General features: G+C 38.9%; 21 protein-coding genes and 1 other RNA gene. 8 read left to right on the top strand and 14 right to left on the bottom strand.

Features of this window, described 5'->3' with window-relative positions; all coding sequences use genetic code 11:
• Positions 1-139 precede the first annotated feature (139 nt).
• The 8 genes from flgL (at position 140) to V3I05_RS00750 (ending at position 7,206) form a co-directional block, all read left to right on the top strand.
• On the top strand, positions 140-2,707 hold the full coding sequence (gene flgL, locus V3I05_RS00785) for a flagellar hook-associated protein FlgL (RefSeq protein ID WP_343353702.1): 2,568 nt from the start codon (positions 140-142) through the stop codon (positions 2,705-2,707).
• The gene (locus V3I05_RS00780) at positions 2,704-3,462 is read left to right on the top strand and encodes a polysaccharide deacetylase family protein (RefSeq protein ID WP_300733442.1); all 759 of its coding nucleotides are present in this window, start codon (positions 2,704-2,706) and stop codon (positions 3,460-3,462) included. Before flgL ends, V3I05_RS00780 begins: the two co-directional genes overlap by 4 nt.
• Before the next feature lie 46 nt (positions 3,463-3,508).
• Positions 3,509-4,189 carry a homeostatic response regulator transcription factor HsrA gene (hsrA, locus tag V3I05_RS00775; RefSeq protein WP_295702138.1) on the top strand — a complete coding sequence of 227 codons (681 nt, stop codon included), beginning with the start codon at positions 3,509-3,511 and terminating at the stop codon, positions 4,187-4,189.
• A 51-nt stretch (positions 4,190-4,240) separates the two neighbouring features.
• An RNA gene (gene ffs / locus V3I05_RS00770) (signal recognition particle sRNA small type) lies at positions 4,241-4,338 on the top strand.
• 61 nt (positions 4,339-4,399) lie between these two features.
• Complete coding sequence (locus V3I05_RS00765) at positions 4,400-5,188, top strand: spermidine synthase (RefSeq protein ID WP_343353699.1); 789 nt, start codon at positions 4,400-4,402, stop codon at positions 5,186-5,188.
• Between the two features lie 9 nt (positions 5,189-5,197).
• Entirely contained in the window at positions 5,198-5,806 is a 609-nt protein-coding gene (gene coaE, locus V3I05_RS00760; RefSeq protein WP_300448915.1) for a dephospho-CoA kinase, read from the top strand.
• A 20-nt stretch (positions 5,807-5,826) separates the two neighbouring features.
• Entirely contained in the window at positions 5,827-6,618 is a 792-nt protein-coding gene (gene dapF / locus V3I05_RS00755) for a diaminopimelate epimerase (protein WP_343353697.1), read from the top strand.
• A 417-nt stretch (positions 6,619-7,035) separates the two neighbouring features.
• Entirely contained in the window at positions 7,036-7,206 is a 171-nt protein-coding gene (locus tag V3I05_RS00750) for a hypothetical protein (RefSeq protein ID WP_295702314.1), read from the top strand.
• Between the two features lie 738 nt (positions 7,207-7,944).
• Here the strand turns inward: V3I05_RS00750 and V3I05_RS00745 are convergent.
• From V3I05_RS00745 to V3I05_RS00680, 14 genes are read right to left on the bottom strand one after another with little or no spacing between them, the layout of a single operon-like run.
• Entirely contained in the window at positions 7,945-8,751 is an 807-nt protein-coding gene (locus tag V3I05_RS00745; protein WP_295699540.1) for a HesA/MoeB/ThiF family protein, read from the bottom strand.
• Positions 8,751-11,120: a DUF7494 domain-containing protein gene (locus V3I05_RS00740; RefSeq protein WP_300731942.1), complete on the bottom strand. Its 2,370-nt coding sequence runs from the start codon at positions 11,118-11,120 to the stop codon at positions 8,751-8,753. The genes V3I05_RS00745 and V3I05_RS00740 overlap by 1 nt, the downstream gene beginning before the upstream one ends.
• A 38-nt stretch (positions 11,121-11,158) precedes the next feature.
• Complete coding sequence (nuoN, locus tag V3I05_RS00735) at positions 11,159-12,613, bottom strand: NADH-quinone oxidoreductase subunit NuoN (protein ID WP_300451234.1); 1,455 nt, start codon at positions 12,611-12,613, stop codon at positions 11,159-11,161.
• A gap of 1 nt (position 12,614) precedes the next feature.
• Positions 12,615-14,186, bottom strand: a complete 1,572-nt coding sequence (locus V3I05_RS00730; RefSeq protein WP_300448052.1) for an NADH-quinone oxidoreductase subunit M — start codon at positions 14,184-14,186, stop codon at positions 12,615-12,617.
• Positions 14,183-16,057 carry an NADH-quinone oxidoreductase subunit L gene (gene nuoL / locus V3I05_RS00725; RefSeq protein WP_300448050.1) on the bottom strand — a complete coding sequence of 625 codons (1,875 nt, stop codon included), beginning with the start codon at positions 16,055-16,057 and terminating at the stop codon, positions 14,183-14,185. The genes V3I05_RS00730 and nuoL overlap by 4 nt, the downstream gene beginning before the upstream one ends.
• Positions 16,058-16,060: 3 nt before the next feature.
• On the bottom strand, positions 16,061-16,363 hold the full coding sequence (gene nuoK, locus V3I05_RS00720) for an NADH-quinone oxidoreductase subunit NuoK (RefSeq protein ID WP_295699243.1): 303 nt from the start codon (positions 16,361-16,363) through the stop codon (positions 16,061-16,063).
• Positions 16,356-16,880, bottom strand: coding sequence for an NADH-quinone oxidoreductase subunit J (locus V3I05_RS00715; RefSeq protein WP_300448048.1), 525 nt, complete (start codon positions 16,878-16,880; stop codon positions 16,356-16,358). The genes nuoK and V3I05_RS00715 overlap by 8 nt, the downstream gene beginning before the upstream one ends.
• Positions 16,873-17,505 (bottom strand): NADH-quinone oxidoreductase subunit NuoI, encoded by a 633-nt coding sequence (nuoI, locus tag V3I05_RS00710; RefSeq protein ID WP_300448046.1) that lies wholly within the window; start codon positions 17,503-17,505, stop codon positions 16,873-16,875. Before nuoI ends, V3I05_RS00715 begins: the two co-directional genes overlap by 8 nt.
• A gap of 8 nt (positions 17,506-17,513) precedes the next feature.
• Positions 17,514-18,512: an NADH-quinone oxidoreductase subunit NuoH gene (gene nuoH, locus V3I05_RS00705; RefSeq protein ID WP_300448044.1), complete on the bottom strand. Its 999-nt coding sequence runs from the start codon at positions 18,510-18,512 to the stop codon at positions 17,514-17,516.
• Complete coding sequence (locus tag V3I05_RS00700; RefSeq protein WP_300448042.1) at positions 18,509-20,989, bottom strand: NADH-quinone oxidoreductase subunit G; 2,481 nt, start codon at positions 20,987-20,989, stop codon at positions 18,509-18,511. The genes nuoH and V3I05_RS00700 overlap by 4 nt, the downstream gene beginning before the upstream one ends.
• Entirely contained in the window at positions 20,986-21,792 is an 807-nt protein-coding gene (locus V3I05_RS00695; RefSeq protein ID WP_300448040.1) for a hypothetical protein, read from the bottom strand. The genes V3I05_RS00700 and V3I05_RS00695 overlap by 4 nt, the downstream gene beginning before the upstream one ends.
• Positions 21,789-22,019, bottom strand: a complete 231-nt coding sequence (locus tag V3I05_RS00690; protein WP_295699256.1) for an NADH-ubiquinone oxidoreductase subunit E family protein — start codon at positions 22,017-22,019, stop codon at positions 21,789-21,791. The genes V3I05_RS00695 and V3I05_RS00690 overlap by 4 nt, the downstream gene beginning before the upstream one ends.
• 9 nt (positions 22,020-22,028) lie before the next feature.
• Complete coding sequence (gene nuoD / locus V3I05_RS00685) at positions 22,029-23,258, bottom strand: NADH dehydrogenase (quinone) subunit D (protein ID WP_300448038.1); 1,230 nt, start codon at positions 23,256-23,258, stop codon at positions 22,029-22,031.
• Positions 23,255-23,998, bottom strand: a complete 744-nt coding sequence (locus V3I05_RS00680; RefSeq protein ID WP_300448035.1) for an NADH-quinone oxidoreductase subunit C — start codon at positions 23,996-23,998, stop codon at positions 23,255-23,257. Before V3I05_RS00680 ends, nuoD begins: the two co-directional genes overlap by 4 nt.
• Positions 23,999-24,004 lie beyond the last annotated feature (6 nt).

Here is a 24,004-nt window from a genome sequence, read left to right as displayed (position 1 = left end):
GTATAAAATGTGAAAAAAATGCACATTGTTATGATGAATGTAAGATAAAATAATGTAAATACGGCCAAAAGGGTATTATTTTTGCTTTAAAAGTCGATAATTAAGATATTACTTAACTAATTAAATACAAGGAAGGGTAATGCGAGTTACATTTGGCACGAAATATAACCAAATGAATTATTATCAGGGCACTATGCAAAGCAAGCTAATGGATATAAACACCAAAATTGCTTCGGGATTAAAGATCCAATATGGCTATCAAGATAGTAGCGTGTTTAATCAAAATCTAAAGCTTGAATATGAAAAGGCAAATCTTGACCAGGGCATTGATGTGAGCCACGACGCTCATACTGCTACGCTTAATACTGACAAAGCACTTGCGGAACTTTCTCAAACTGCAGAGCAATTCAATACGAAGATTCTTCAAGCGGCAAACGATATTCACTCTCCCACATCACGTGAGGCGATTGCAAGGGATTTAGAAAAGCTTAAAGAACATATGATAAATATCGCTAATACAGCTATTGGTGGGGGGTTTCTCTTTGCAGGGAGTAATGTGAAGATACGCCCATTTGAGCCAGATGGTACATATAAGGGCAATAATGAGCGACTTGAAGCCTTAGTAAGCAATAATAATTTGATACCTTATAATATTACTGGTGAGGAGCTGTTTTTTGGGCGGGATTCCGACCATCATAAGAGCATTACAACCAATATCCGCAAGTTTAATCAAAGTAAGCTCAATAATGACATTATGGATAGAATCCGCCGTGGTGATATACCCGAAGAAGTGTATATTAAGGCTACTGACACCTTGCGAGATTTGATAGGTGATAATGACAATGACACAAGTAATGATGGACAGGAGTTTTTCTATTTGCGCGGTGTCCGCCCTGATGGCACGAGCTTTAAGAGTAAGTTTGCATTTGATGTGGGTTATAAAAATATAAATAATGCAACAAAAGTCCAAGATTTGCTTGATAGAATCGGTAAGGAGTTTGGCAATACGAGCAAGAGTAAAGTGGTCGATGTGAGTTTGAATTTTTGGGGACAAATTGAGATTAAAAACCTTGCTCCGGGGAATGCGAATTTAGATTTTCATCTCATATCAAGTGATACAGATGTGGATAACGTAGATGAATTGCCAGAGCTAGGTGCAAGAGTAACAAGTTTTCAAAAAAGCCCGTTTATGGGAGCGTTTTCGCAAAGCTATTTAGAGGCTGTCCAAGATAATTATGACCATCGCATACTCAAGTTCCCCTCTACTTTTCTCACAGCCGATAATTCTCCAGCTACGCTTACTACAAAACTTAAAGATATTTTGGCTAAAGATGTGAAAACGCTTGTGATTGATGGCACTCGTCCAAATTATGATGATGGGAGCATTAATGAAGAACCTATATCGGCTTTAAATATAAGGGTTGATAATGATTTGGAAGTGCAGGATTTATTCGTGATGATTAAAAATCATTTTGGTGGCAAGATAGAGGGCGAGATTGTGCGTGGAGAACTTGTATTACGTGATCTGAATGTAACACATAAAGATAGGGATATGATGAATCCTCCTTTTAATGGACCAAGTGGCTTTAGTCTCTCTTTGACCACTCTTGATAATGCAGGCTTTGAAACAAATGGGTTGAGACGTGATTACCGCACGGAATATGACCAAGTATATTTTGAGAATCAAGGCGCAAAGCTTATATCAAATGTCCAGCAGATGCTACTAGATGGTATGGGCTATGCAAATGAAGAGACAAAGCTCTCTGCCGTAGCAGGAGGAAGCCTTGATGGACAAACTTACAACCTTGTGCTTGAAGATCATAATGGAATCCCGATTAATGCACGGATTGAATTTAGCAATAAAGGCTCATATTTAGTGTTACCTAATGTGGATTTTGATGCGACGAGTTTCCGCTCCCAGCCTGAATTTTTTATTCCTTTTTATAATCCGCACGATGAGCCGCCAGCAGTAAGTGTAAGCAAGGCTGATGATATTACTTATCGTCAGTTGCTTGATATGATAAGTATCGCGCTTAACTATAGTAATCAGGATATGGATAATTATAAAAATGCTCAAATGAAAAAAAATACCCCTACACAAGAGGGTAAAAGTGCCTATGAAGAGCTTTTGCAGCAAACAAAAGGACGTTTTAATGTTTCTTTGAGCCGTGATGGACGTATTGAGATTGTTGATGAAATGCGCTCTATCTCTCGTATGAAATTTATGATATATGATAATGCAAGTAATGATTTTAGTGAGCAAGGTATCCGTAACTATCGCTCATCGCTAACATTTAATGCCAACAATGCACTTATTATAGACCAGCCTGATGTGGATTTCTTCCGCTCGCTCGATGGGATTATTGAAGCGGTTCGCTCAGGTGTGTATCGTCCTGATGCTTATGGTGATGAATATACTGACCAAATGCGTAACAAAGGGATTCAAAATGCTATTGAGCTTTTTGGGCATTTGAGTGATCACATTGAAAAGATGGTTGCTCTTAATGGTGCCCATAGCCGTAGCTTTGAGAATGTGATTAGAAGAAATGAGGTTTTACGTGTGCAAATAGAATCTATTAAGAGTGAAGTAATTGGTACAGACATAGCCCAAACTTACAATCATTTCTCAAATCTTACGACAAATTATAATGCCGTGCTTGCTTCTACAAGTCGTATCAATCAAATGTCATTGGTAAATTATCTATGATGTGCCTTCCTATACTGCGATATATACATATCCGTAATATGCAAGATTCCCATAGTGTGTCTTTGGCAAATTTTGAGAAACAGCTTCAATATTTGCAAAAAAAAGATTATCAGTTTTTAAGTCTTGATGATGTGATTGCTTACAAACAGGACAATATTAAGTTTTCTCCTCGTTGCGTGTTATTCACTTTTGATGGGGCGTGGCGTGATGTTTATATGAATGCGTATGAACTACTCAAAGAATATCAGGCGAAGGCAGGACTATTTGTTGCAACAGAGTGGGTCGATGAGGCTTCAAAAAGCGCAGCAGATTATATCCAAATCCCTCATAATGAATGTAAAAATGCACTTTTAAATAATGCTAGGGCAGTGATGTGTAATTGGGAGGAGATACATACAATGCAAGATGTGTTTAGCATAGGCTCAATGACGCATACCTATCAATTTAAAAATATTGTATCGCTCTCGTGGCACGAGGATTTTGAGCTTTCAAAACGATTGATTAAGGAGCAGCTTAATAGAGAGACAAAGCATTTAGCTTGGCCTGATGGTATGTATAATCAAGGATTGCTCCGCACGGCTAAAAGTATAGGCTATGAGGTATTTTATACAATGGAGAATGGACTAAATCAACTCAACGAAGATAATAATGCCCTCAAACGTTATGATATGAAAGACAATCTTTTTTACTTTAAAAAAGTATTGTTTGCTACTTCCAGCACAAGAAATTTTAGAATTGGGAAAATATTTTTATAAACTATGTTATAATTGAAGCTAAAATTAAGTATTGAGAGGAATTTAAATGAGAATCTTAGTTATTGAAGATGATCCGAACCTATGTAAAAACATTGCAGAAATGCTTAATGAGCACAGCTACCAAACTGACGTAGCAGAAAATTTAAAAGATGGTGAGTATTTTATCAATATTCGTAATTATGATTTGGTGTTGGTAGATTGGGATTTGCCAGATGGTTGTGGGCTTGATATTGTTGCGCAGGTGAAAGAAAAGTCCCCTCGCACACCTGTAATTATCACTTCTAGCAAAACATCTGCTGAAACAGAAATACAAGCTTTCAAAGGTGGTGCGGATGACTTTGTGTCCAAGCCTTTGAGTTTGCAAGTGCTTTTGATTAGAATCCAAGCAAGATTGCGATTTTGGGGTTCAAGCGTGATTGAAATTGAGGATTTAGTTATTAATCCTGATGAGGAAAAAATTACATATAGAGGGCAAGAAATAGAAGTTAAGGGCAAGCCTTTTGAGGTGCTTACACATCTTGCGCGTCATCGTGATCAAATCGTCTCAAAAGAGCAGCTACTTGATGCAATTTGGGAAGAGCCCGAGCTTGTAACGCCCAATGTTATAGAGGTAGCGATTAATCAGATTCGCCAAAAAATGGATAAACCTCTTAATATTAGCACAATTGAGACCGTGCGCCGTAGAGGCTATCGTTTTTGCTATCCCAAAAAGCCAAGCGAGAGTTAATCTTTCCTTTCAATCATTTTTAAGTCTCGAATGATATAATTCCTCCGCTTCCTTGCAGACTTATGCAACAGATAAGTAGGACAACGCTTCAGGGTGGGAACACAGCAGAGCAGCTTATTTTTTTGTGTGCCATAAGCACCTGCACGGGAGTTTATTAAATATCTCAATATACACCTCTTTAAAAGTAAAAGAAGCACAAAAGGCTATTTTATGTGGATTACTCGTCAGCTTACACCAAATTTTCGGCAGGAATACACAATTGATACTAAGATTCTTGACGCACGTAGCACGCATAGTATAGAGATTTTTAAAAGCACTGATTTTGAACAAATAGCAATGATTGACCAAACTCATCTTATGCTTGGTAAATATCTTTTTATAGAATCCGAGCTTTTTGCTCATCTCCCGCTTTGTGTGCTTCCTCAAGCTGATAATGTCCTGCTTTTTGATAGTTTCAACCTTGAAATTGCGTATGAATGTTTAAAACATAATGTAAAGGTGGATTGTGTGCAAGGCGATAAAAAGACCCTAGATTCACTTATGAGCTTTTTGCCGCATTTTCATAAAGTTTTGCAGCATAAGGATTTTTCACTTTTTACACAAGTCATTGATTTAGACATTAAAAAATATGATGTGATTATCGCAGATAGTGTGCTTAACAAGCATCAAATTGATGGCTTGGCGCGTATGCTTACAAACACAGGCATACTTATAATGCGCAATCACCACCCTCTTTTAGAGGAAGAATCTTTTATGCAAAAATTAAGTGATTGTGCTGAGTTTTTTCATATTGTTATGCCTTTTTTTCCTTCCTTAAGTATTTTAGGTGATAAGAGCTATATTTTTGCTTCCAAAAAGCCCCACCCAAAGGCCGATATGCTCCTGCAAAAAATTGATTTACTCCCCTCTTTGCAATATTATAATGCCCATATACACGAGAGTGTATTTGCATTACCCCATTTTTTATTTAGCAAGATTCAATCTATTGCGCGATTTTAAAGGTATGGTATGACAGCTGGGGCATTGACACACGCAATCGCATTAACAGGCTCCATAGGGAGCGGTAAAAGCACGTTAGTAAATCTCCTTTCACTTTATGGGTATCAAAGCATTTGTGCTGATAGTATTGCACATGAAGTGCTCGATGAGTGTAGAGCAGAGGTTATCGCTCATTTTGGTGATAGAATCTTAGATAATAGCGGAAAGATTGAGCGTAAAAAACTCGCAAATATTGTTTTTGCTTCGGCGATAGAGCGTAAAAAGCTTAACTCTATTCTCCACCCACAGATTCAAATGCAAATTTTTGCCCAGGCTTGGCAGCTTGAGGAGAAAAAAATGTGGTATTTTATAGATATTCCACTTTTTTTTGAAGTAGGGGGCAAAGAAGCCTTTCCTGTGGCACGCTCACTTGTGATTTACACACCTGCAAATAAAGCCATAGAGCGCATTATGCAACGTGATAAGCTTAACTTTGAAGAGGCAAAAATGCGCCTAGATTCACAAATATCTATTGAAGAAAAATGCCGTTTAGCTGATGATATTATAGGCAATGATGGGAGTTTGCGCGCTTTGCAGCAACGTTTGGAATCTTATCTTAAGTCCCTGCCTAAACCTTAAAGCGATACGGGCAGGATTCTATGCAATTTGTGAAATATAGCAGTAATGGAAATGATTTTCTCATTTTCCATACACAGAACTATAATGATGGCTCACGTGCGTATCTTGCGCAAAAAGTTTGCGATAGACATAATGGCATAGGGGCTGATGGTATGGCGGTGCTTATCCCTGCTGTGGGGGAAGAATATGCCTATAAATGGGAATTTTACAATGCTGATGGCTCATATGCAAGTATGTGTGGCAATGCTACTAGAAGTGTGGGGCATTATGCCTATATGGAAGGATTAGCACCAAAGCAGCACTGCTTTTTAAGTGCAGTAGGAATTATTCGCATAGAGATAGATTCGCACAATACGTCTCTAGTGCAGAGCGATTTAGGCGTATATACATTGTTGCAGAGGGATATTATAGAATCTAATCCTTATGATGTGCCATCTTGGACATTGCTTGATACGGGAGTACCACATTTGGTGGGATTTGTCAAAGATAAAAATGCGCTACCTGCAAAAAAAGAGCATATTTTGGAGCATTTGAGGTATAAATATAATGCCAATGTAAGTATAGCTTACATAGAGAGAGAACATATCATTTATATGAGCTATGAGCGGGGTGTGGAGGATATCACACAGGCTTGTGGCACAGGGGCAGCAGCGGTATTTGCCATTGCTTTGGCTAATGGTTTATGTGATAAAAATGCCATTTTGATACCCCCAAGCAAGGAGAGACTAGAGCTTAGCTTAAGCCAAGATTCACATATTTTGTTTAAAGGTGCGGTAAGCCGCATAGCGCGTTGTGAATGGCTGCTGGACTAGAATTTATAACTTTCAAAAAGAAAACTTGTATGAAGCATGCCTATATCTCAATAGAGCCAATATAGTATCTCGTGGTAGGAGCAACGCTCAGCTAAAACCTAAAGATTCTAAAAATGCTCTATCATTTTTTAATTTTAAATATTTTCAAACCTATCTCTCCTCCTCTCTCATATTTCTTTAGATTCACACACTTATAAAAAGCATATAGAGATATTTCAATCTTAGCTATTATGAATATATACTTTATGGTATGTGTCTTTACACCTTTTGCTGTATAGAGTAGTGATATTTCTCAATTTGATATAACCAAATACCTTAATTACACTTTGTGCTTTATAGCTTATATTATAATAATGGCAAATGTCTACATTTTAGTAAGCAAAAAGTGTATAGAGTGAATATTCTCATATAGAGCAAATGAAATACATAAAAGAAGAACACAAAAGCTATTATTATCAGCATTATGATACAGAAATATGCGCTCTTATATATTTGAAAGATACTATACAATGGCTTAAAGATGAGAGGATTTATGATAATACACAAATCTTTATCTTAAGCAGTCATAGCGGGGCATATCCTTATTGATTTTAAATAATGACGCTCGTCCTGATTCAATATTTTTCTCTAAAGATTTTGGTGGCATAGGGGAGCTGCGTATAGATTATCGCTTGATGATACATTAGGCGTCCCAAGCATTTTTGTGGGAATCTGCCCAATGGCTTCCCTTATGTGCCAAAAATATATCAAAGCATTATCCCGCAAGATTATTCAGTGATAAAACCATTCCCATAAGCTGGGAGATAGAAAAGCACAAGAGCAATCAATGGATACTTGATAAAAATATATGAAACAAGAGACAATATCTATAAAGAAGAGAGTTATGGAGATATAACTAAGGATATATAAATCAATAGGATGGGTTTTAGCAAAAACAGCAAACAAGATTCTAAATTTGAATCTATTTACAAGCAAAACATATCTTTTAACTTATATAAAATAAATCATACGATAGTGCATACACGTCTAAGCATTCCTTGGATTACCCTCTTAACTTCACACTTGCAAAATCTCTTAAGGCATCATAAGGGTGATAAGAGCAGGTAATCTAGTAAATGATATATAAGGAGGAGTGAGGTATATATTGCCAAGCTAACCTCACTCTTGTGCTTTAGCACTAGTCCATACTTACACATTTATGCCCTTCACTAGATATACTGCTCACTCCTGATAGAAAAAAGAAAACATAAAAGAATTTCAAACTTTAATAAAGTTGATATTTGCTCAACACGTAGAATTTGATATAAAAACTCTAAGGGGTTTGAATTAATTTTTTGTATTGCATACGGGGTTTGCATAATCTTGCAGTTTTGTTATGCCATTTTCTCCACATACACGGCATTGTGGGTTTCTTTTAAGCGTGATTTTGCGGAAGTTCATTTCCATAGCATCAAAGCTTAGAAGCTGATTATAAAGAGGCTGTCCTATGCCTGTAATGATTTTTAGCACTTCTGTGGCTTGGATACCGCCAAGCATTCCAGCCACAGAGCCAAATACACCTGCAGTAGCGCAATTTGGGATATTTTTATCATCAGGTGGAGTATCAAACACACAGGCATAGCACGCACTCACCTTGGGCTCAATACTCATACTTTGTCCGCTAAAGCGCAAAATTCCCCCATGTGAATAGGGCTTATTGAGTAGCACGCATATATCATTGACTAAAAACTTTGTCGCAAAGTTATCGCTCCCATCAACAATTACATCATAAGGCTCACATATCTCTAGCGCATTACTCGCATTAAGCATAGTAGGATAGGTGGTGATTTTGATATGGGGATTAAGGGCGTGGAGCTTTTTTTGCGCGGATTCTATTTTAGGAGTGCCTATTTCTGCGGTGGTGTGCAGAATCTGCCGCTGTAAATTGCTTAAATCTACATTGTCTCCATCGACAATGCCTATATGCCCCACCCCTGCTGCGGCTAGATAGAATGCTACAGGTGATCCAAGCCCTCCAGCCCCTACAATCAATACCTTAGATTCTAAAATTTTGCCCTGTCCTTTAAATCCGCATTCCACAAGGCTAAAATGCCTTGCATATCGACGGAGTTGCTCGTCAGTAAAGTTATATATCATTGGCTACCCTTTAGCATTTCTAAGGCTTGAGAACAGAGATTTTTCCACGCACCCTCGTGAGCTATAAGTTGGCATTGTTCAAATGTGCTTTGCGAATCTCGCCCTAGAGTTTTAAGCAGCGAGCCTTTGAGATAAAGAGCCTTTTGCTTATTATCATTATTCATATCTTTTGTAAGGAGTGTATCAAGTACATTTAAGGCGTCATCTGTGCGTTGAGTGCGGATATAGCTTTGAGCGAGGGCAAAATCCACATACGGAGAATCTGTTATATTATTTGTAAGCTTTTGCAAACGTAAAATATCCTTGGCGTAGATTTCAATGCTTAATTCATCTTTTTGTGTTTCTGCATTTTTCAGCAAATATAGATCTACACCCAGCATTTGGGGATTGTCAGCTTGTTTTTCTTTTAAAAAGGCATAGGTTTGTAGCGCACCCTCTTTGTCATTGAGCTCGTTTAGCGCATTAAAGAGTAAAAAGCCCACATCATAATATTTTGCCTCTTGCAAACTTTTAGCAAGCTCTAGTGTGTCTCTTCCTGCAAGTGCAGTGCTTTTATTATCACCAAGTTTGGCAAAATTAAGTGTATCGCGATAGAGCCAAGCAAGTTTTGTTGGTAAATCTTTAGATTCTGTAGCCATATTAGCGGAGACTTGTGCGGCTTCTTTATTGAGTGCGAGCGAGTAAAGGCAATCAAAAAGAGGCATTTTTTGCTTAGGTTCTAAATTCACATATGGGTATTGCATATAATAATTTGCAGTGATTTTGCAGTCATTATCTTCAAGCGATTTGTGAATGAGTGCGTTATAGCTTTGTGCTATAAGGGGCGTATCTTTAAGATGCTCTTTGAGAGATAATACCTCCTCATACTTGCCCTCATCAAAAAGCACTTGGGCTTTTAGCATTAGTGCTTTTTCTTGCTCGGGTGAATTGGCATAATGTTCAATAATATAATCATATTTTTCAAGTTTAGCTTCTATGCTATCATCTTCTGTAAGGGCAAAGAGGAGCTTATCATCTCTATCTTTTACTTCATCTGCTAAGGGGCGATGTTCAAATTCGCTAAGAAAAATTTTATTGATTCTGTGCGCATCTTGCACAGCATTTGCCGCTTGATACCATAAACTTACATTGTTAAGCAATTCTTCTTTGTTTATATCATCGCTTAAAAGATGATTATAGAGATATTCTCCAAGTTGTGCAGCGATAAGATAGAGCTGCTCCTCGGCTAAAAGATTGAGAAATTCATAGGTTTTAAGAGGATATTTTGTAATATAGCTAGGATTGACTTTAAACATTGTTTCTAATAACTTTTGAGTCTGCTCTTTATTTCTATTTTGGAGGTAGAACTTACTCCATTCAATCGCCACCGCACTTGCGCTATCTAAGTCCTTTGCTTCTTGATAGGCTTGAGCAAAGAATCTAGAGGCAGCATTTGTATCAGTGCTGCTATAAAAATGCTTTGCAAGTGCCATTTTAGAAAGAGGCATATAACGTGATTGTGGGTATTCACTGATAATTCTTTCAAGATAATATTTTGCTTCTTCGGGGATTCTCATATCAGCATAGGCATTCCCTAGATAAAACAACACTTCAGGGACATTAGAATCTGTGGGGTATTTTTTAATCCATTTTATCCCCATATCGATAATCATATCGCTATTTTCTACAGAATCAAAATGTTCTAATGCGCGTAATCGAAAGAGCAGCAAGTCTTTGGCAAAGATAGTTTTAGGGTAGGCAATGAGCGTTTCATCAATACGTTTTACCGCATCAATGTAGGCTTGGTTTTGAATTAATGTTTTAATTTGTGTATAGGCTACGAAATCCTCTCCATCATCGTGATGAAGAGGTCCCCTCTCAATATCCAAATCATTAAAATAGAGCTCATTGTTTTTGATGATTTTGATAGGAAAATTTAGTCCGCTTGGTTTGTTTTGATTGGCGTAGTCATTGAGGAAAGGAATTGTATTTTTATAGCCAATGATTTGCCACGATTTGCTTTTAGGTGGCTGTTCTTTCGTGATAGGGGTAGTTTTTTTTAAATCATTTGGCGTGGCAAAAAGTATCATTTTATGCTTGGGTTCGACATAAAGATAGAATCTTCCATCAACTACACGACTCCAGAATCGAAAAAAAAGCGTTTCTGTGGGGGTGAAGCTCGCAATAGGCATACGATCAAGTGTGCAGGCAACATACACGACTTCATCTTGAGCATTGCGATTCTGGGTGCATTCTAAAGGCTCGTTATGGATAATATTTAGGACAGAAAAATGCTCTTTTAGCTCCTTGCCATAGTTGATGGTAACATCGAGCCCAAGGGCGCATAGGGGCAAAAGGCATATAAAAGCCACTATAAATGTTTGCACAAGCACTCCTAGAGTGGCTAGATTCTGTTTAAAAGCCACTATCCAATATAAGTTGTAACTACTTCAAGCAAATTTTGGACCATAAATATGCAGGCTATGCTCACAATAAGAGTAAGACTCAAGGCAAATATGCTTGAAGAGGTAAGTGGGGAGTGATGGGACGCAGTATGAGGCTTTTTAGCAAAGATATAAATAACAACTTTAAGGTAGTAAAATGCCCCTATAACGCTATTTAACGCCATAATGATCGCAAGAACGATATAGTTTGCACTTAAAGCACTTTGTATGAGATACATTTTACCCCAAAAGACACTAAAAGGTGGAATCCCAGCAAGAGCAAACATAAAGAGCGTAAGGAGGACGGCTAGAGTAGTGTTTGTCTTTATCATTCCGCCCAAAGAGGCAAAAGTATAGTTATCTTCACTATCTTTGTCATTTTGACTTAGCCATAGAATACCAAAAGCACCAATATTGGTAAAGAGGAATAAAAACCAATACAAAAATACGATTTGAGGGGCATTTATCAAAATCGCGCCTAGCACAAAGCCAGAATGTGAAATAGAGCTATATGCAAGCATACGTTTCACATCTGTTTGTGTTAAAGCAATGAGATTGGGTATAGTCATAGTAAGCACCACAAGTGCATAGAGGACATATTCTATAAAGGGGCTATGGGAGTACATAAAAGGAGTAAAGATTCGTATAATAATGGCAAAGGTAGCAATTTTTGGAACAATAGCAATAAAGGCAGCCAAAAGTGGGTTTGAACCTTCATAAACATCAGGGACCCAAGTATGAAAAGGCACGATGGAAATCTTGAAGCCAAGCGCACAGAGTAAAAATGCAAAGCCTGAAAAAACTAAAATAGAAGGCTCATAATGATGAGTGTATAAAAAATAGGCAATATGTGATATTTCTAAACTTCCTGTGGCAGCATATAAAAGCATAGCACCAAAAGCATAGATAGCAGTGGCTAATGCACCCATCACAAAATATTTAATAGAGGCTTCAAAGGCTTTTGTATTATTATGCAATGCAATCATTGTGTAAAGACTTAAAGAAGCGCATTCTAAGCCTAAGAGTATAAGGATAAGATTCTCACTTGATACCATAAAGGCAAATCCGGCAATAGCAAATAAAAGAAGTGCATAAAATTCTGCACTTTGGGTTTCTGTAAAAGTATTTTTATACATAAAAAAGCATAAAAGCACAAACGTAGCTAGAAGCATAAGTATCTGGCTTAAAATCGAGATACCATCAATAAGCAAGAGATTGAAAAATCCAAATTGTGGTGAGGGGTTGCCCTCAAGGAGCAGAAAACCAAGATTAAGAATCACAAAAAGTAGGCTTATGGCAATATAGAGTTCGCGAGTTTTTATTTTATTTAAAGCTCCAATACCAAGTAAAATAATCCCACCAAAGAGCGAGATACACATAGGAATAAGCAAGGGTATTTGAAGTTGTGCGAATGAAAAATACATAGATTCTGGCATATTAATCTCCTATGTTGGGGATAATGAGCATTCCTTCATCATCAAAATCATTAGGGATATGCTCGTAAGGATAAGGATTTTGCCCTTCTATGATACGATTTGAGCCATAGGAGAGAATTTTTGCTTCAATGGTTTTTACAAGTGTTTGCACACTGGAATCTATAGGCTCAAGTATGGGTTTGGGATAGATTCCAAAACAGATAATAAAGGCGATGATGGGTATAAAGATACTTTTTTCTCTTAGACGTAAATCTTTAAGGGTGCTGTATTGCGGAAGTGTAGTGCCTAGAAAAACTTTTTTGAAAACCACAAGCATATAAATCGCCCCAACAAAAAAGCTGCTTCCTGCCAAGAATGCGATAAGAGGACTTACTTGAAAGTATCCATATAGGCATAGCACCTCACCCACAAAACCCATAGTGAGAGGTAATCCTAGAGAACACATCATCACTATGCCAAAGACGCTACTTAATTTGGGCAGACTATGGGCTAAGCCTTGCAATGATGATATTTGCTGTGTCTGCACTCGCTCATACACCACACCCACAAGGAAGAAAAGCCCCGCGACAACAAGTCCGTGTGTTACCATAAAAAACACCGCTCCGCTTAAGCCCTCTGCATTAAGCGCAAAGATACCCAGCACGATGATACCCATATGCGAAAGTGAGCTATAAGCAAGGAGAGTTTTTAGATCTTTTTGCACAAAGCTTATCATCGCTCCATAGACAATCATAAAGACACAAATAATACCAATAAAGACATTGAGGGAATCGCTTGCATTAGGGAAAAGCGGTAATACAAAGCGCAAGAGAGCGTAAGCCCCCATTTTGCTCACCACAGCCGATAGAAGTGCGGAGCCAATAAATGGCGCTTGTGTGTAGGTATGTGGCTGCCAAGAATGCAGCGGAAAGAGAGGAATCTTTACTGCCATACCGACAAAAAATGCGACAAAAAGCCATTTTTGAGTCTGCCAATCAAGGGAGATTTGATACCAATCAAGGAGATTAAAACTCCATACTCCCATAACGAGCTTATATTGATAAGCAAAATATAAAATCCCTAGTAACATAATAATCGAGCCGCCAAAGGCATAGATAAAGTATTTAATGGCGGCATAGATTCTCTTCTCTCCACCCCATACACCAAGCGTATAGAGTATAGGCAGAAGTGAAAGCTCCCAAAAGATGTAAAAGAGCATTACATCAAGTGCGCTAAACACACCCATCATAATGCTTTCAAGACATAAGGTAGCAATGATGAGCGAAGTTTTGAGATATTTAAAAAGACATAGTGCAAGAAGTGTAATGAGTGCATTAAGTGCAATGAGAAAAAGCGAGATGCCATCAACACCTACATAATAGCTTATACCATAAGAATGGATAATGTCTATATGGCTAGAGAACTGAATCCCCCCATAGCCTACATTAAACTCACTCCATAAAAGCACGACAAAAAGCAACTCCAAAGCTGCTGCAATAATGCCAAATATGCGACTATTTTCACCCTTTAGCACATATAAGAGGGTTGCAGCAAATGATGGAAAAAAGATAATAATGCTTAGAAGGTAATTCATAACTGCCTCCATATAAAATAAAGCGCACACGCAAGGAGTAAGAGAGTCAATCCTCCAATCATAAGTGTAAGCATACGCGTAAGTGAGCCATTTTGAATAAGTGAGAGTTTGCCCCCTAGTGCCCTTACATAATGCGCGATAGTGTCTGTAAAGTGATCAATGCCTATTTCTATTTTATGCCATAAGAATAGGGCACATTTTTGATAGGGCTTGATAAAAAAACATTCATAGAGTTTGGGGATATAGTAGTTATTATAGAGAATCTTGTAGATAAAAGTGCGCTCCCAAAATGTGCTAAAGCCACCTTTAGCGTATTTAATAATACTAAAGAGTGCCACAAGAGCGACAAGTGAGAGTGTAGCGCCAATTAGCAAGAAATGTGTTTGTGTAGGGAGTGTGGGCAGTGTATAGGGAATATACCCACTTAAGAAATGCTCTAACACCTCTCCAAGCCCAGCGATGATAGAGAGAATAGCTAAGGGTAGCATAGCTAAAAGCATATAGGGATAGGCTTCGTGAGGGTGTTCGTGATGAGATTTAGGCACAAAGAATACAAGCATAAGTAATCTAAAGCTATAAAATGCCGTAAAAAGTGCAGATATAAGCAGCATGGTCCATATTAATGTATGCTCTGAAAAGGCGATTTCTAAAATCAAATCTTTAGAGAAAAATCCTGCAAAGGGGTAGATTCCCGCTAGTGCCACAGAGGCGATACACATCATTATCATCGTGTAGCGTAATGGCTTATGCAAACCGCCCATTTTAGTAATATCAAGCTTATCATTCATAGCGTGCATTACATTTCCTGCACCCAAGAAAAGCAGGGATTTGAAAAATGCGTGAGTAATGAGGTGAAAGAGCGCTACCCAATACGCCCCAAACCCTGCTGCGACAAACATATAGCCAAGTTGCGACAGGGTAGAGTAGGCGATGATTCGCTTTAAATCCCTATTTACAAGTGCCATACTCGCGCCAAAAATGGCTACAAACGTGCCAAGCGAGGCGATGAAAAAACTTACATCGGGTATCATTTGATAGATTGGAGAGCAGCGCACCACGAGATATACTCCTGCGGTTACCATTGTGGCAGCGTGTATGAGGGCTGATACAGGTGTGGGTCCCTCCATCGCATCAGCAAGCCACGTATGGAAAGGGAATTGCGCAGATTTACCCATAGCTCCTACAAAGAGTAATGCTCCAATCCACACAAATAAGCTATTATCAAAATTTTCTGTTTGCAATGATAAAAATACTTCTTCGTATTTTAGACTTTCACAATGATATACAATAAGGAAAATCCCTATAATAAGTGCAAGATCGGCGATTCTATTCATCACAAAGGCTTCTATGGAGGCAAAATTTGCACTTGTCTTTTCATACCAAAAGCCAATAAGCAGATAAGAGCATAGCCCCACGCCCTCCCAACCAGCAAAAAGCCCAAGAAAATTATCACTCATTACTAGCAACATCATAGAAAACACAAACGCACTTAAATAGCTAAAATAGCGGTTAAATCCCTTATCGTGCCTCATATAGCCAATAGAATAGATATGCACGAGCATAGAAATAAGGCTTACAACAAGCATCATACTCACGCTAATAACATCAACCATATAGCCAAAAGAGCTATAAAAATCCCCCGCTTCAATCCAAGTGAGAAAATCAATGTGGATAATCAAATCAGCTTGATAAAGGCTTATAAAGAGTAGCAAAGAAGCCACAAAGGAGATACAAAGCAAGAGTGTAGGGACAATCCCAGCGATAAGGCATTTTTGTCTATGTCCAAAAAATGCTGCAAAAATAGCTCCGCAAAGTGGCGCAAAAAGCGCGATATAGACTAATTGAATGAGTGTTTCATTACCGAGTGTCATAGATTATCCTTTGAGATTTTCTATCGTGCTTATATCAAGTGTGCGATGCTTCCTATACCAAATCACCACAAGCCCCAATCCCACAGCGATTTCCGCCGCAGCAATAGCGATAATAAAAAGTGCGAAAATCTCACCTTGCAAGTCATTAAGATATGAAGCAATCGCCACAAAGCCGATATTAATGCTATTAAGTAAGATTTCAGTAGCAAAAAATAGCATAAGTATATTGCGTCTTTTTAATATGCCAAAAAGCCCTATAGAAAAGCAGATTGCACATAGCAGTAAATAGTGATTGAGGCTAACCATTCTTACTCCTTTTGATACTTAATACAATTCCTGCTACCATTGCCACAAGCAGTATAAAAGCGGCTATTTCAAAGGGAATAAGATATTTTGTAAAGAGCACATAGCCAATCATTTGGATATTGTTCATCTCTGCAATATCAATAAGATTCTGTGAAATAGCGATAGTCTCTAAATTATTGCCTACTAAAGGCATACCAAATGCCCCCACAAGCACGATAGCAATCCCCACACACAGCACACTTGCCACCCATTGATTTTTGCGAGATTCTATGACATCTTTCACACTATCAAAAAACATCATTGCAAAGGCATAGAGCGCCACAACAGAGCCTCCATATACAACAATCTGCACGACGCCTAAAAATTCCGCATCAAGCACAAAAAATATGCCCGAAATGAATATCATACCACTTGCAAGAGCGGTCATCACATAGAGAATCTGCGAGGAGGTTGCCACAATTAAAAAGCACACAATACATAATGTGCTAAAGAGATAAAAGGCGATAGTTTCAAACATTGCTATTCTCCTGTGTAGAAGATTCTGTGCTAGGTTGCGAATCTTGAGTAAAGACATAGCTTAGAGGAGTAGGCTGCATACGTTCATCTGCGTGAGGTGATAGAGAGCCATAGCCGCTAAATTCTATGAGAGAGGATTTAGATTCTAAAAGTGTGGGCTTAAAGCCAAAGTGCGCCCTCTGTACACTTGCATTTTCAAACATATCACTATGCACAATAGCAAGTTCTGGGCAGACTTCAGCGCATAATCCGCAATAAATACAACGTCCAAAATTGATACTATAACTAAGAATCTTTTTTCGTCCATCATCGCCCCTATCGGTGATTATGCGTATGCAATTACTCGTGCAGATTTTTTCACATAATCCACAGCCAATGCATCGTTCATTATCGGATTCTAAAAGTCTTTGAAGCTTATGTATTGCCCTGTATCGTGGGCTTAGAGGGATTACTTCGATTGGATAAGGGATAGTTACCTTAGGGGCAAAAAATACACCCAAAGCCTTTTTGAGGCCGGCAAATAAATCAACGCTGAAGGTGGCTTTGAGTGTGATGGCTACACGCGTAGGGAAAGATTGCACTTCACGCTTTTTGCGAGGAGTTAAAACATAATAATCATTTTTCATTTATCCTCCTAAAATAATAAAATGCAGCCTGTGAGCAGCACATTAAGCAGTCCTAAAGGAAGCATAATTTTCCAACACATACGCATAAGCTGATCAGGACGCACGTGTGGGAATGACGCCCTCACCCACATAAACAAAAAGATAAAAAAGCATACTTTAAGTAAGATAGCAATGCCTCCGGGGATAATGCCCCAATCATTGAATCCACCGCAAAAAATAAGGCTTAGGATAAATGCTGTGGCAAACATATTTGCATACTCACCAATAAAGAACATACCCCATTTTAAGCCGCTATATTCACTTGCAAATCCCGCCGTTAATTCCGCCTCGTGCTCTAATAAGTCAAAAGGTGTGCGGTTAAGCTCGACATAGGCAGCCACGATGAAAAGCCCAAAGGCAAGAGGCTGCTTAAAAATGAGCCAATCAAGCATCCCACCCTGCTGATAGCTATTAATATCAATGAGTGAAAGAGAGCCAACGAGCATAAGCGGGGCTAAGAGTGAGAGGAATGTAATCACCTCAAAGCTTAAAAATTGCAAAGCTGCCCTAGCGCCCCCAAGGAGCGACCATTTATTACCCGAGCTTAACCCCGCTAAAAGTGGTGCATAAATGCCACAAGAACCCACAGCAAGGACAAAGAGAATCCCTACATTAATATCTGCGATAATAGGACGTATTGTGTAGCCAAACAGCTCAAATTCTGGGAAAAAGGGTATGGGTGCCATAGCGATAAAGGCAGTAATAGCAGCAATTGATGGAGCGATAATAAAAATAGGCTTAATCGCATTTTGTGGGATAATATCCTCTTTAGTAAAAAGCTTAATGCCATCGGCTAGCACTTGCAATAAGCCATAGGGTCCTACATAGTTTGGTCCTATGCGTTTTTGAAAAAAGCCTAGAATCTTGCGTTCTAAATATGTGCCAAAACCTGCAAGTGCAGAGAAAATAAGCAAAACAATGACGATTTCTAGGAGGGTTTCTACAATATTAGCGCTGAAATCACTCATGCTTCTTCCTTGTGTGAAATATGTAAATGTGTCCAAAGGGTAGTATTAAACACCTTATCCGCACCCTCAAGCATAGGGTTAATAAGGAAATAAGAGCTATTAAGATAATAATCCACAAATACCGCGCCTTTTACCTGATGTATGTTATCTGTAAGTGTGATAGAATCTCCCTCTTCCAGTCCTAATTCCTGTAATAAGGCGTGGCTTACATAGATTCCCATTTTGTTTTGTAAATGCGCGCTTCCTGCGGTATAAGTATTAAATTGCGATGGAGAATGGAGCTTATAGGCATTGAATGTTTGCTTATAAGTGGGTAATGTAAGCGGGAGTGAATGTGGCAAATCCAATGGAGCAAGAGGAAGGCTTTTAAAACGATAGCCACGCATATCTGTGCCATCATTCAAGTATTCATTTTTAAAGTCATCAAACTCACAGCCACAAATAAGGCTTGTATAATCAATCAAATAATCGCCTTTCATATCAAATGCCTTAGCAATATCGCTTAAATCATAACCATTGAAGGGAAGCGCGGGTTTGAGAGGCAAGATTCTGCAATCTATGCTCGTATAAGTGCCCTCCATTTGATTGAGCGCAGGGAGGATAAAATCAGGCGTAGTAGGGGAAGTAGGCATTTGTGAATCTATGCTTATGAAATTAGATTCACATACAAAATCGCCCTTATCGCGGAATCCTATGCTAAAGCCCTCATTTGCGCTTTCTTTAGGGCTTAAATCACAAATCATCGCTAAGCCTAGCGCATTGGCAAAAGGCGGGATAAAGATAGTTTTTAGTACATTTTTACGCTCTAAAATAGCCAGAATTTGCGCCAATATCTGCATATTGGCATTTTCATACACATCAGCCCCAAGCACAAGCACGGGATTAGTTGTTAGCATTTGGGCTAATGCGTTCAAATGTTCCATACTGATATGTGCGTCTATGAGAGTTTGATAGATGATTTCCTCTTGCATTTCTTCAATAGTTTCTGCAATCTCTTCTTTTACCTCCTCACCGGCTTCATTTGTGGTAGTGATGGTTTTTTTGATTTCTTTAGTGATGGGCTTAGAAATACTTTGCTTACTTGCAATAATGGGCTGCAAAAGCGTTTGAAGCATTTGTGTTTCTGTATCTTGTGAGGGATTATCCATAAGATAAGCTAGAGCCACACTTCCCACAGCGACACAAAGTGCGTCGGGGTGATAAGCAATATGAGTAAGATTCTTACTTAGGCTTGTTGTAAGGCTATCATCAAGCGGGTGCATATATATGGCTTGTGAGCCTTTAAGGAGCTTAAGTTTGTTATTGAGCATATAGCGTAAATTTGGTACTTGATAATTAAGCGCACTACCTATGATAATGGCATTTTGGGATTCTCTAAAGCTATCAAGGTGATTAAGCATACTCTTTCGTGCATATGTGAGAAATGTATTTATAAAATGCTTAAAATGTAAGGCTTCATCATTATGCAGGGTGCAATTTAGACTCTTAGCAAGGTGATTGAGCACGAAGGCTTCTTCATTGGTTGTTTGATTACCTATATTGATATGCGTTGCCTTTTTGAAAGCTTCAATGGCTGCTTGTAGATTCTGTGTGGGATTTATACTTGAGCTTACATCATAGCCATATCGCCCTGCACCACAGATAGGATTGAAATAAAAGTCATTTTTTATACGATAAATATGTGGTGTGCCAAGTGTATCATTATGGCGGACTTCATAGGTGATTTTACAGCCCATAGGGCAGTGGAAACAAGTAGAATCTATCTTTTTTAGCTCCCACGCATTAGACTTATATTTAAAATCATTTGTGCTTAAAGCCCCCACAGGACACACACTAATACACTCACCACAATCAAAGCAAGGCGTATCGCTTACAAAATCAATCAATGCCTTTTGCTTCCGCGCCCATACGCTCAAGGCGTCCTTTGGCATAGAATCTTTCCATAAGGCATTATCGAGTGGCTCTAAGGGTGCTTTTTGGGCTTTGAGCTTGGATTCACCTAGATTATCTTTACACGTAGTGGCGCAACGTTCGCACATAATGCAAAGATTAGGGTCATATACGGCTTTTGCCCAGCTTTTGTGAGGTTTGTCGCTTTCTTTAATATGATATTCCTGCGTGGTTACATTCATTTTTAAGGTATAGTTTTGCAGCTCACATTCGCCGCTTTTATCACACACACCGCATTGTAAGGGGTGATTGACATCATAGCTTTGCATTATGGCATTGCGTTCTTCGAGGATTTCAGGCGTGTGAGTGAGGATATTCATACCATCTTTAGCCTTTGCGTTGCAAGAGTAGTTGCGTTTACCATCAATATCTACCATACATAGCTTACAAGCCACTGTGGGAGAGCAGTTAGAGAGATAACAGATGGCAGGAATTTCAATGCCCTTTCTGCGTGCGATTTGTAAAATACTTTCGCTTTCATTGCAGGCAATGTTTTGCCCATTAATTGTGATAGTAATTTCACTCATAATATTACCTCGACTTTTTTGTAGGGATAGCCTATATCGTGTGTTTGTGGCAAATACAAGAGAGCGATAGTACCTTTTTGTGCCTTATCGCATTGACATATTGCCTTGATACTTTGAGATTCAAAGTTTAATGTGATATGCTCTCCATCTTTAAGCTTTAGAGCAGGAGCAAAAAGCGGCGGGATCTTAAGTGTAGGCGTGGATAGTGTAGAGGGTAGGGCATAGATAAAATTGCCATTAGATTCAGGTAAATCCTCGCATATTTGTAAGTCAAGATGTGGTGGTGTGCTAAGAGTAATGTTCTCTGTGAAATCTGGCATAATCATATCAATATAAGGACTTGCCCCAAGTATACCACATATCAAGGCAATATCCTCTGCGTGAGGGTGAAGGGCTAACTCCTTGCCAAGTACTATGCCTATGGGGCTTTGGGTATGAGAGAGATAATCGCTTATGCCCTCTAGCTCCTCTTCAGCGAGATTAGATTCTGAGGCAAGATAGCCTATATCGATATGCTTTAATGTGGCTTGAAGGTCTTGTGTGAGTGGATTTGAGGCATTAAGCATAGAGGAAAGGGTATGTGCTAAAAGCCATACTACGCCAAATTCTGTGCCGATTTCATATCGCAAGGTTTGCACAGATGGATTATCAAACAAAAAAAGCGGATGTAGGGCAAAAAGCTGTTTGCAATCAGGTAGATTTTGCCAAAAGTAACCAAAACTAAGAAGCGTATCGTATCCTTTAACATCGTGTTTTATGGTCTTTTGAGAGATGTTAGCAAGGAGAGAGACAAAAGCTTTCATTGTGCTTTTCTCCTTACTACGATAGTCCAATCCACTTCATTAAAACGGAGGCTATTAAGTAATTCATCACCATGATGCAAGATACAATCAATCGCCTTTTGCACATTAGTAAAATCCCGCACTTCAAAGAGGAAAATAGCTACCTCGCCATCCTGCAATGTATCGCATATTTCATTCATTCTTTTATCAAAATCATTTGCTAAGTGCCGTAAATCATATCGTTTCATTGATGTCCTTTACCTATCCACTTCGCCAAAAACAATGTTGGTAGAGCCAATGATGGTGGGAATATCTGCGAGATAATGTCCTACTAAAAGTTCTTGTAATGCTCCTGTGTGATGGAAGCTTGGGGTGCGGATTTTTAAACGATGTGGCGATGTGCCGCCAAGAGAGGCGATAAAGAAACCTAACTCACCCTTAGGAGATTCGGTAGGGACATATACTTCTCCTACAGGTGGGCGCATACCTTGAGTTACAAGCACAAAGTGCTGCATAAGGGAGTAATTTTGCGTCATAATATCCTCTTTGGGCGCAGAGAGATAACGTGCATCTTTTGCCATAATCTCTGGTGGTGTGCTAGGGTAGAGGGTGATGAGTTGTTTTAGAATCTTTAGGGATTGGTAGATTTCCTCAATATAGAGCTGATAGCGCGCATAGCAATCCCCCTCATTAGCGATAGGCGCTTCAAAATCAAGCTGTGGATAAAGCTCATAGGGATTATGCTTACGAATATCCCATTTGATACCGCTGCCTCGTGCCATAATACCGCTTAAACCCCATTGCTTGATAAAATCCTGTGATACCTGCCCCACGCCCTCTAAGCGAATGCGCCAGATTCTATTTTTATCAAGCAAACCTCGCACCAAATCAAGCGTTTTGGGCACACTCTGTGTGAATTTCTCTACACTCTCTAGGAATCCATTGGGTAAATCAAGCGGCACACCACCGATACGAATGGCATTATGCGTAAGTCTTGCTCCGCAGTAATCCTCCATTAAATCCAAGCCATACTCGCGCTCTACAAAACAATACAAAAATATAGAAAGCGCACCCACGTCCATACCATGTACACCGAGGAAAAAGATATGTGAGATAATGCGATTAATTTCTAAAAGCATAGTGCGGATAACCTGCGCACGTAAAGGCACTTCTACACCAATGAGCTTTTCTACTCCTAGCGCAAAGGCATAGTTATTGCTTGTAGCGGCGATATAATCAAGTCTATCGGTTGTAGGCATAAACTCATTATAAATCATATTTTCAGCTAGTTTTTCAATGCCACGATGGAGATAACCAATATCAGGTGTAGCCTTGATGATTTTTTCATTATCAAGTTCTAAAATTAGGCGGAGCTGTCCGTGAGCAGAGGGGTGCTGGGGTCCAAAGTTAAGCACCATTTTATCATTTTCTTGCTCAAAAAAGATATTTTCAAAATTTGGTTTTAATCTCGTGTAATTTTGCTTCATCGCCGCGCCTTTAGTTTTGTATGCTTTTTAAAGGATTTGACAAAAGCAGGAGTATTTTCCTCTTGATAGATAGGCGTAGGAGTAGTGGGTGCGAAGTTTTTATCATCATTAAAGTCAATCCTTGCGCTATCGCGTTGCTCTGCGCCGATAATGGCACGGTACTCCTTGCCAAAGATTCTATCTACTTCATACCACGCGGCATATTCATCACCTTGCAAAGGATAGGATTTAAGCAATGGGTGTCCTACCCAATCCTTGGGCATAAGCAATCGCTGCAAACAAGGGTGTTCATCAAAAATAATGCCAAACATATCATAGCATTCACGCTCACTCCAATTTGCGCTTTTAAAAAGTGGCGTGAGGGAGGCGATATGCTGTCCTTTTTTGATTTTAGTTTTAATCTTTAATCGCTTTGAGTGAGTATCCTCAAGCTTCAATAAAAGATAAAACAATTCAAATTCATTGCAATCTTGCAATCTATCAATCGCGCTCATTTCAGTCAGTGTAGCATAGCCTAGTGCGTGAAGCTCCTTAATGAGTGCGAAAAGATGAGCAGATTCTACCCACAATGTTGCAAGGTTATTTTGCATATAGCTTTTTGCAATGGGTGTTTGGATAGCTTTGCATTCCGCTTCAAAGCCTTCAAGCGGGAGCTTTGGTGAAGTGGGCGCGACATCAAAGCGATGCGTGTAGTATGCGCTTTTTTGAGCATTAGCCTTAGGGGGATTCTGTCTTATCATCACTTT

Origin of the sequence: Helicobacter mastomyrinus (assembly GCF_039555295.1) — a bacterium.
GTDB lineage: Bacteria > Campylobacterota > Campylobacteria > Campylobacterales > Helicobacteraceae > Helicobacter_C > Helicobacter_C mastomyrinus.
The sequence above is the reverse complement of the archived record's forward strand: the minus strand, read 5'-3'. Positions and strand labels throughout refer to the sequence as shown.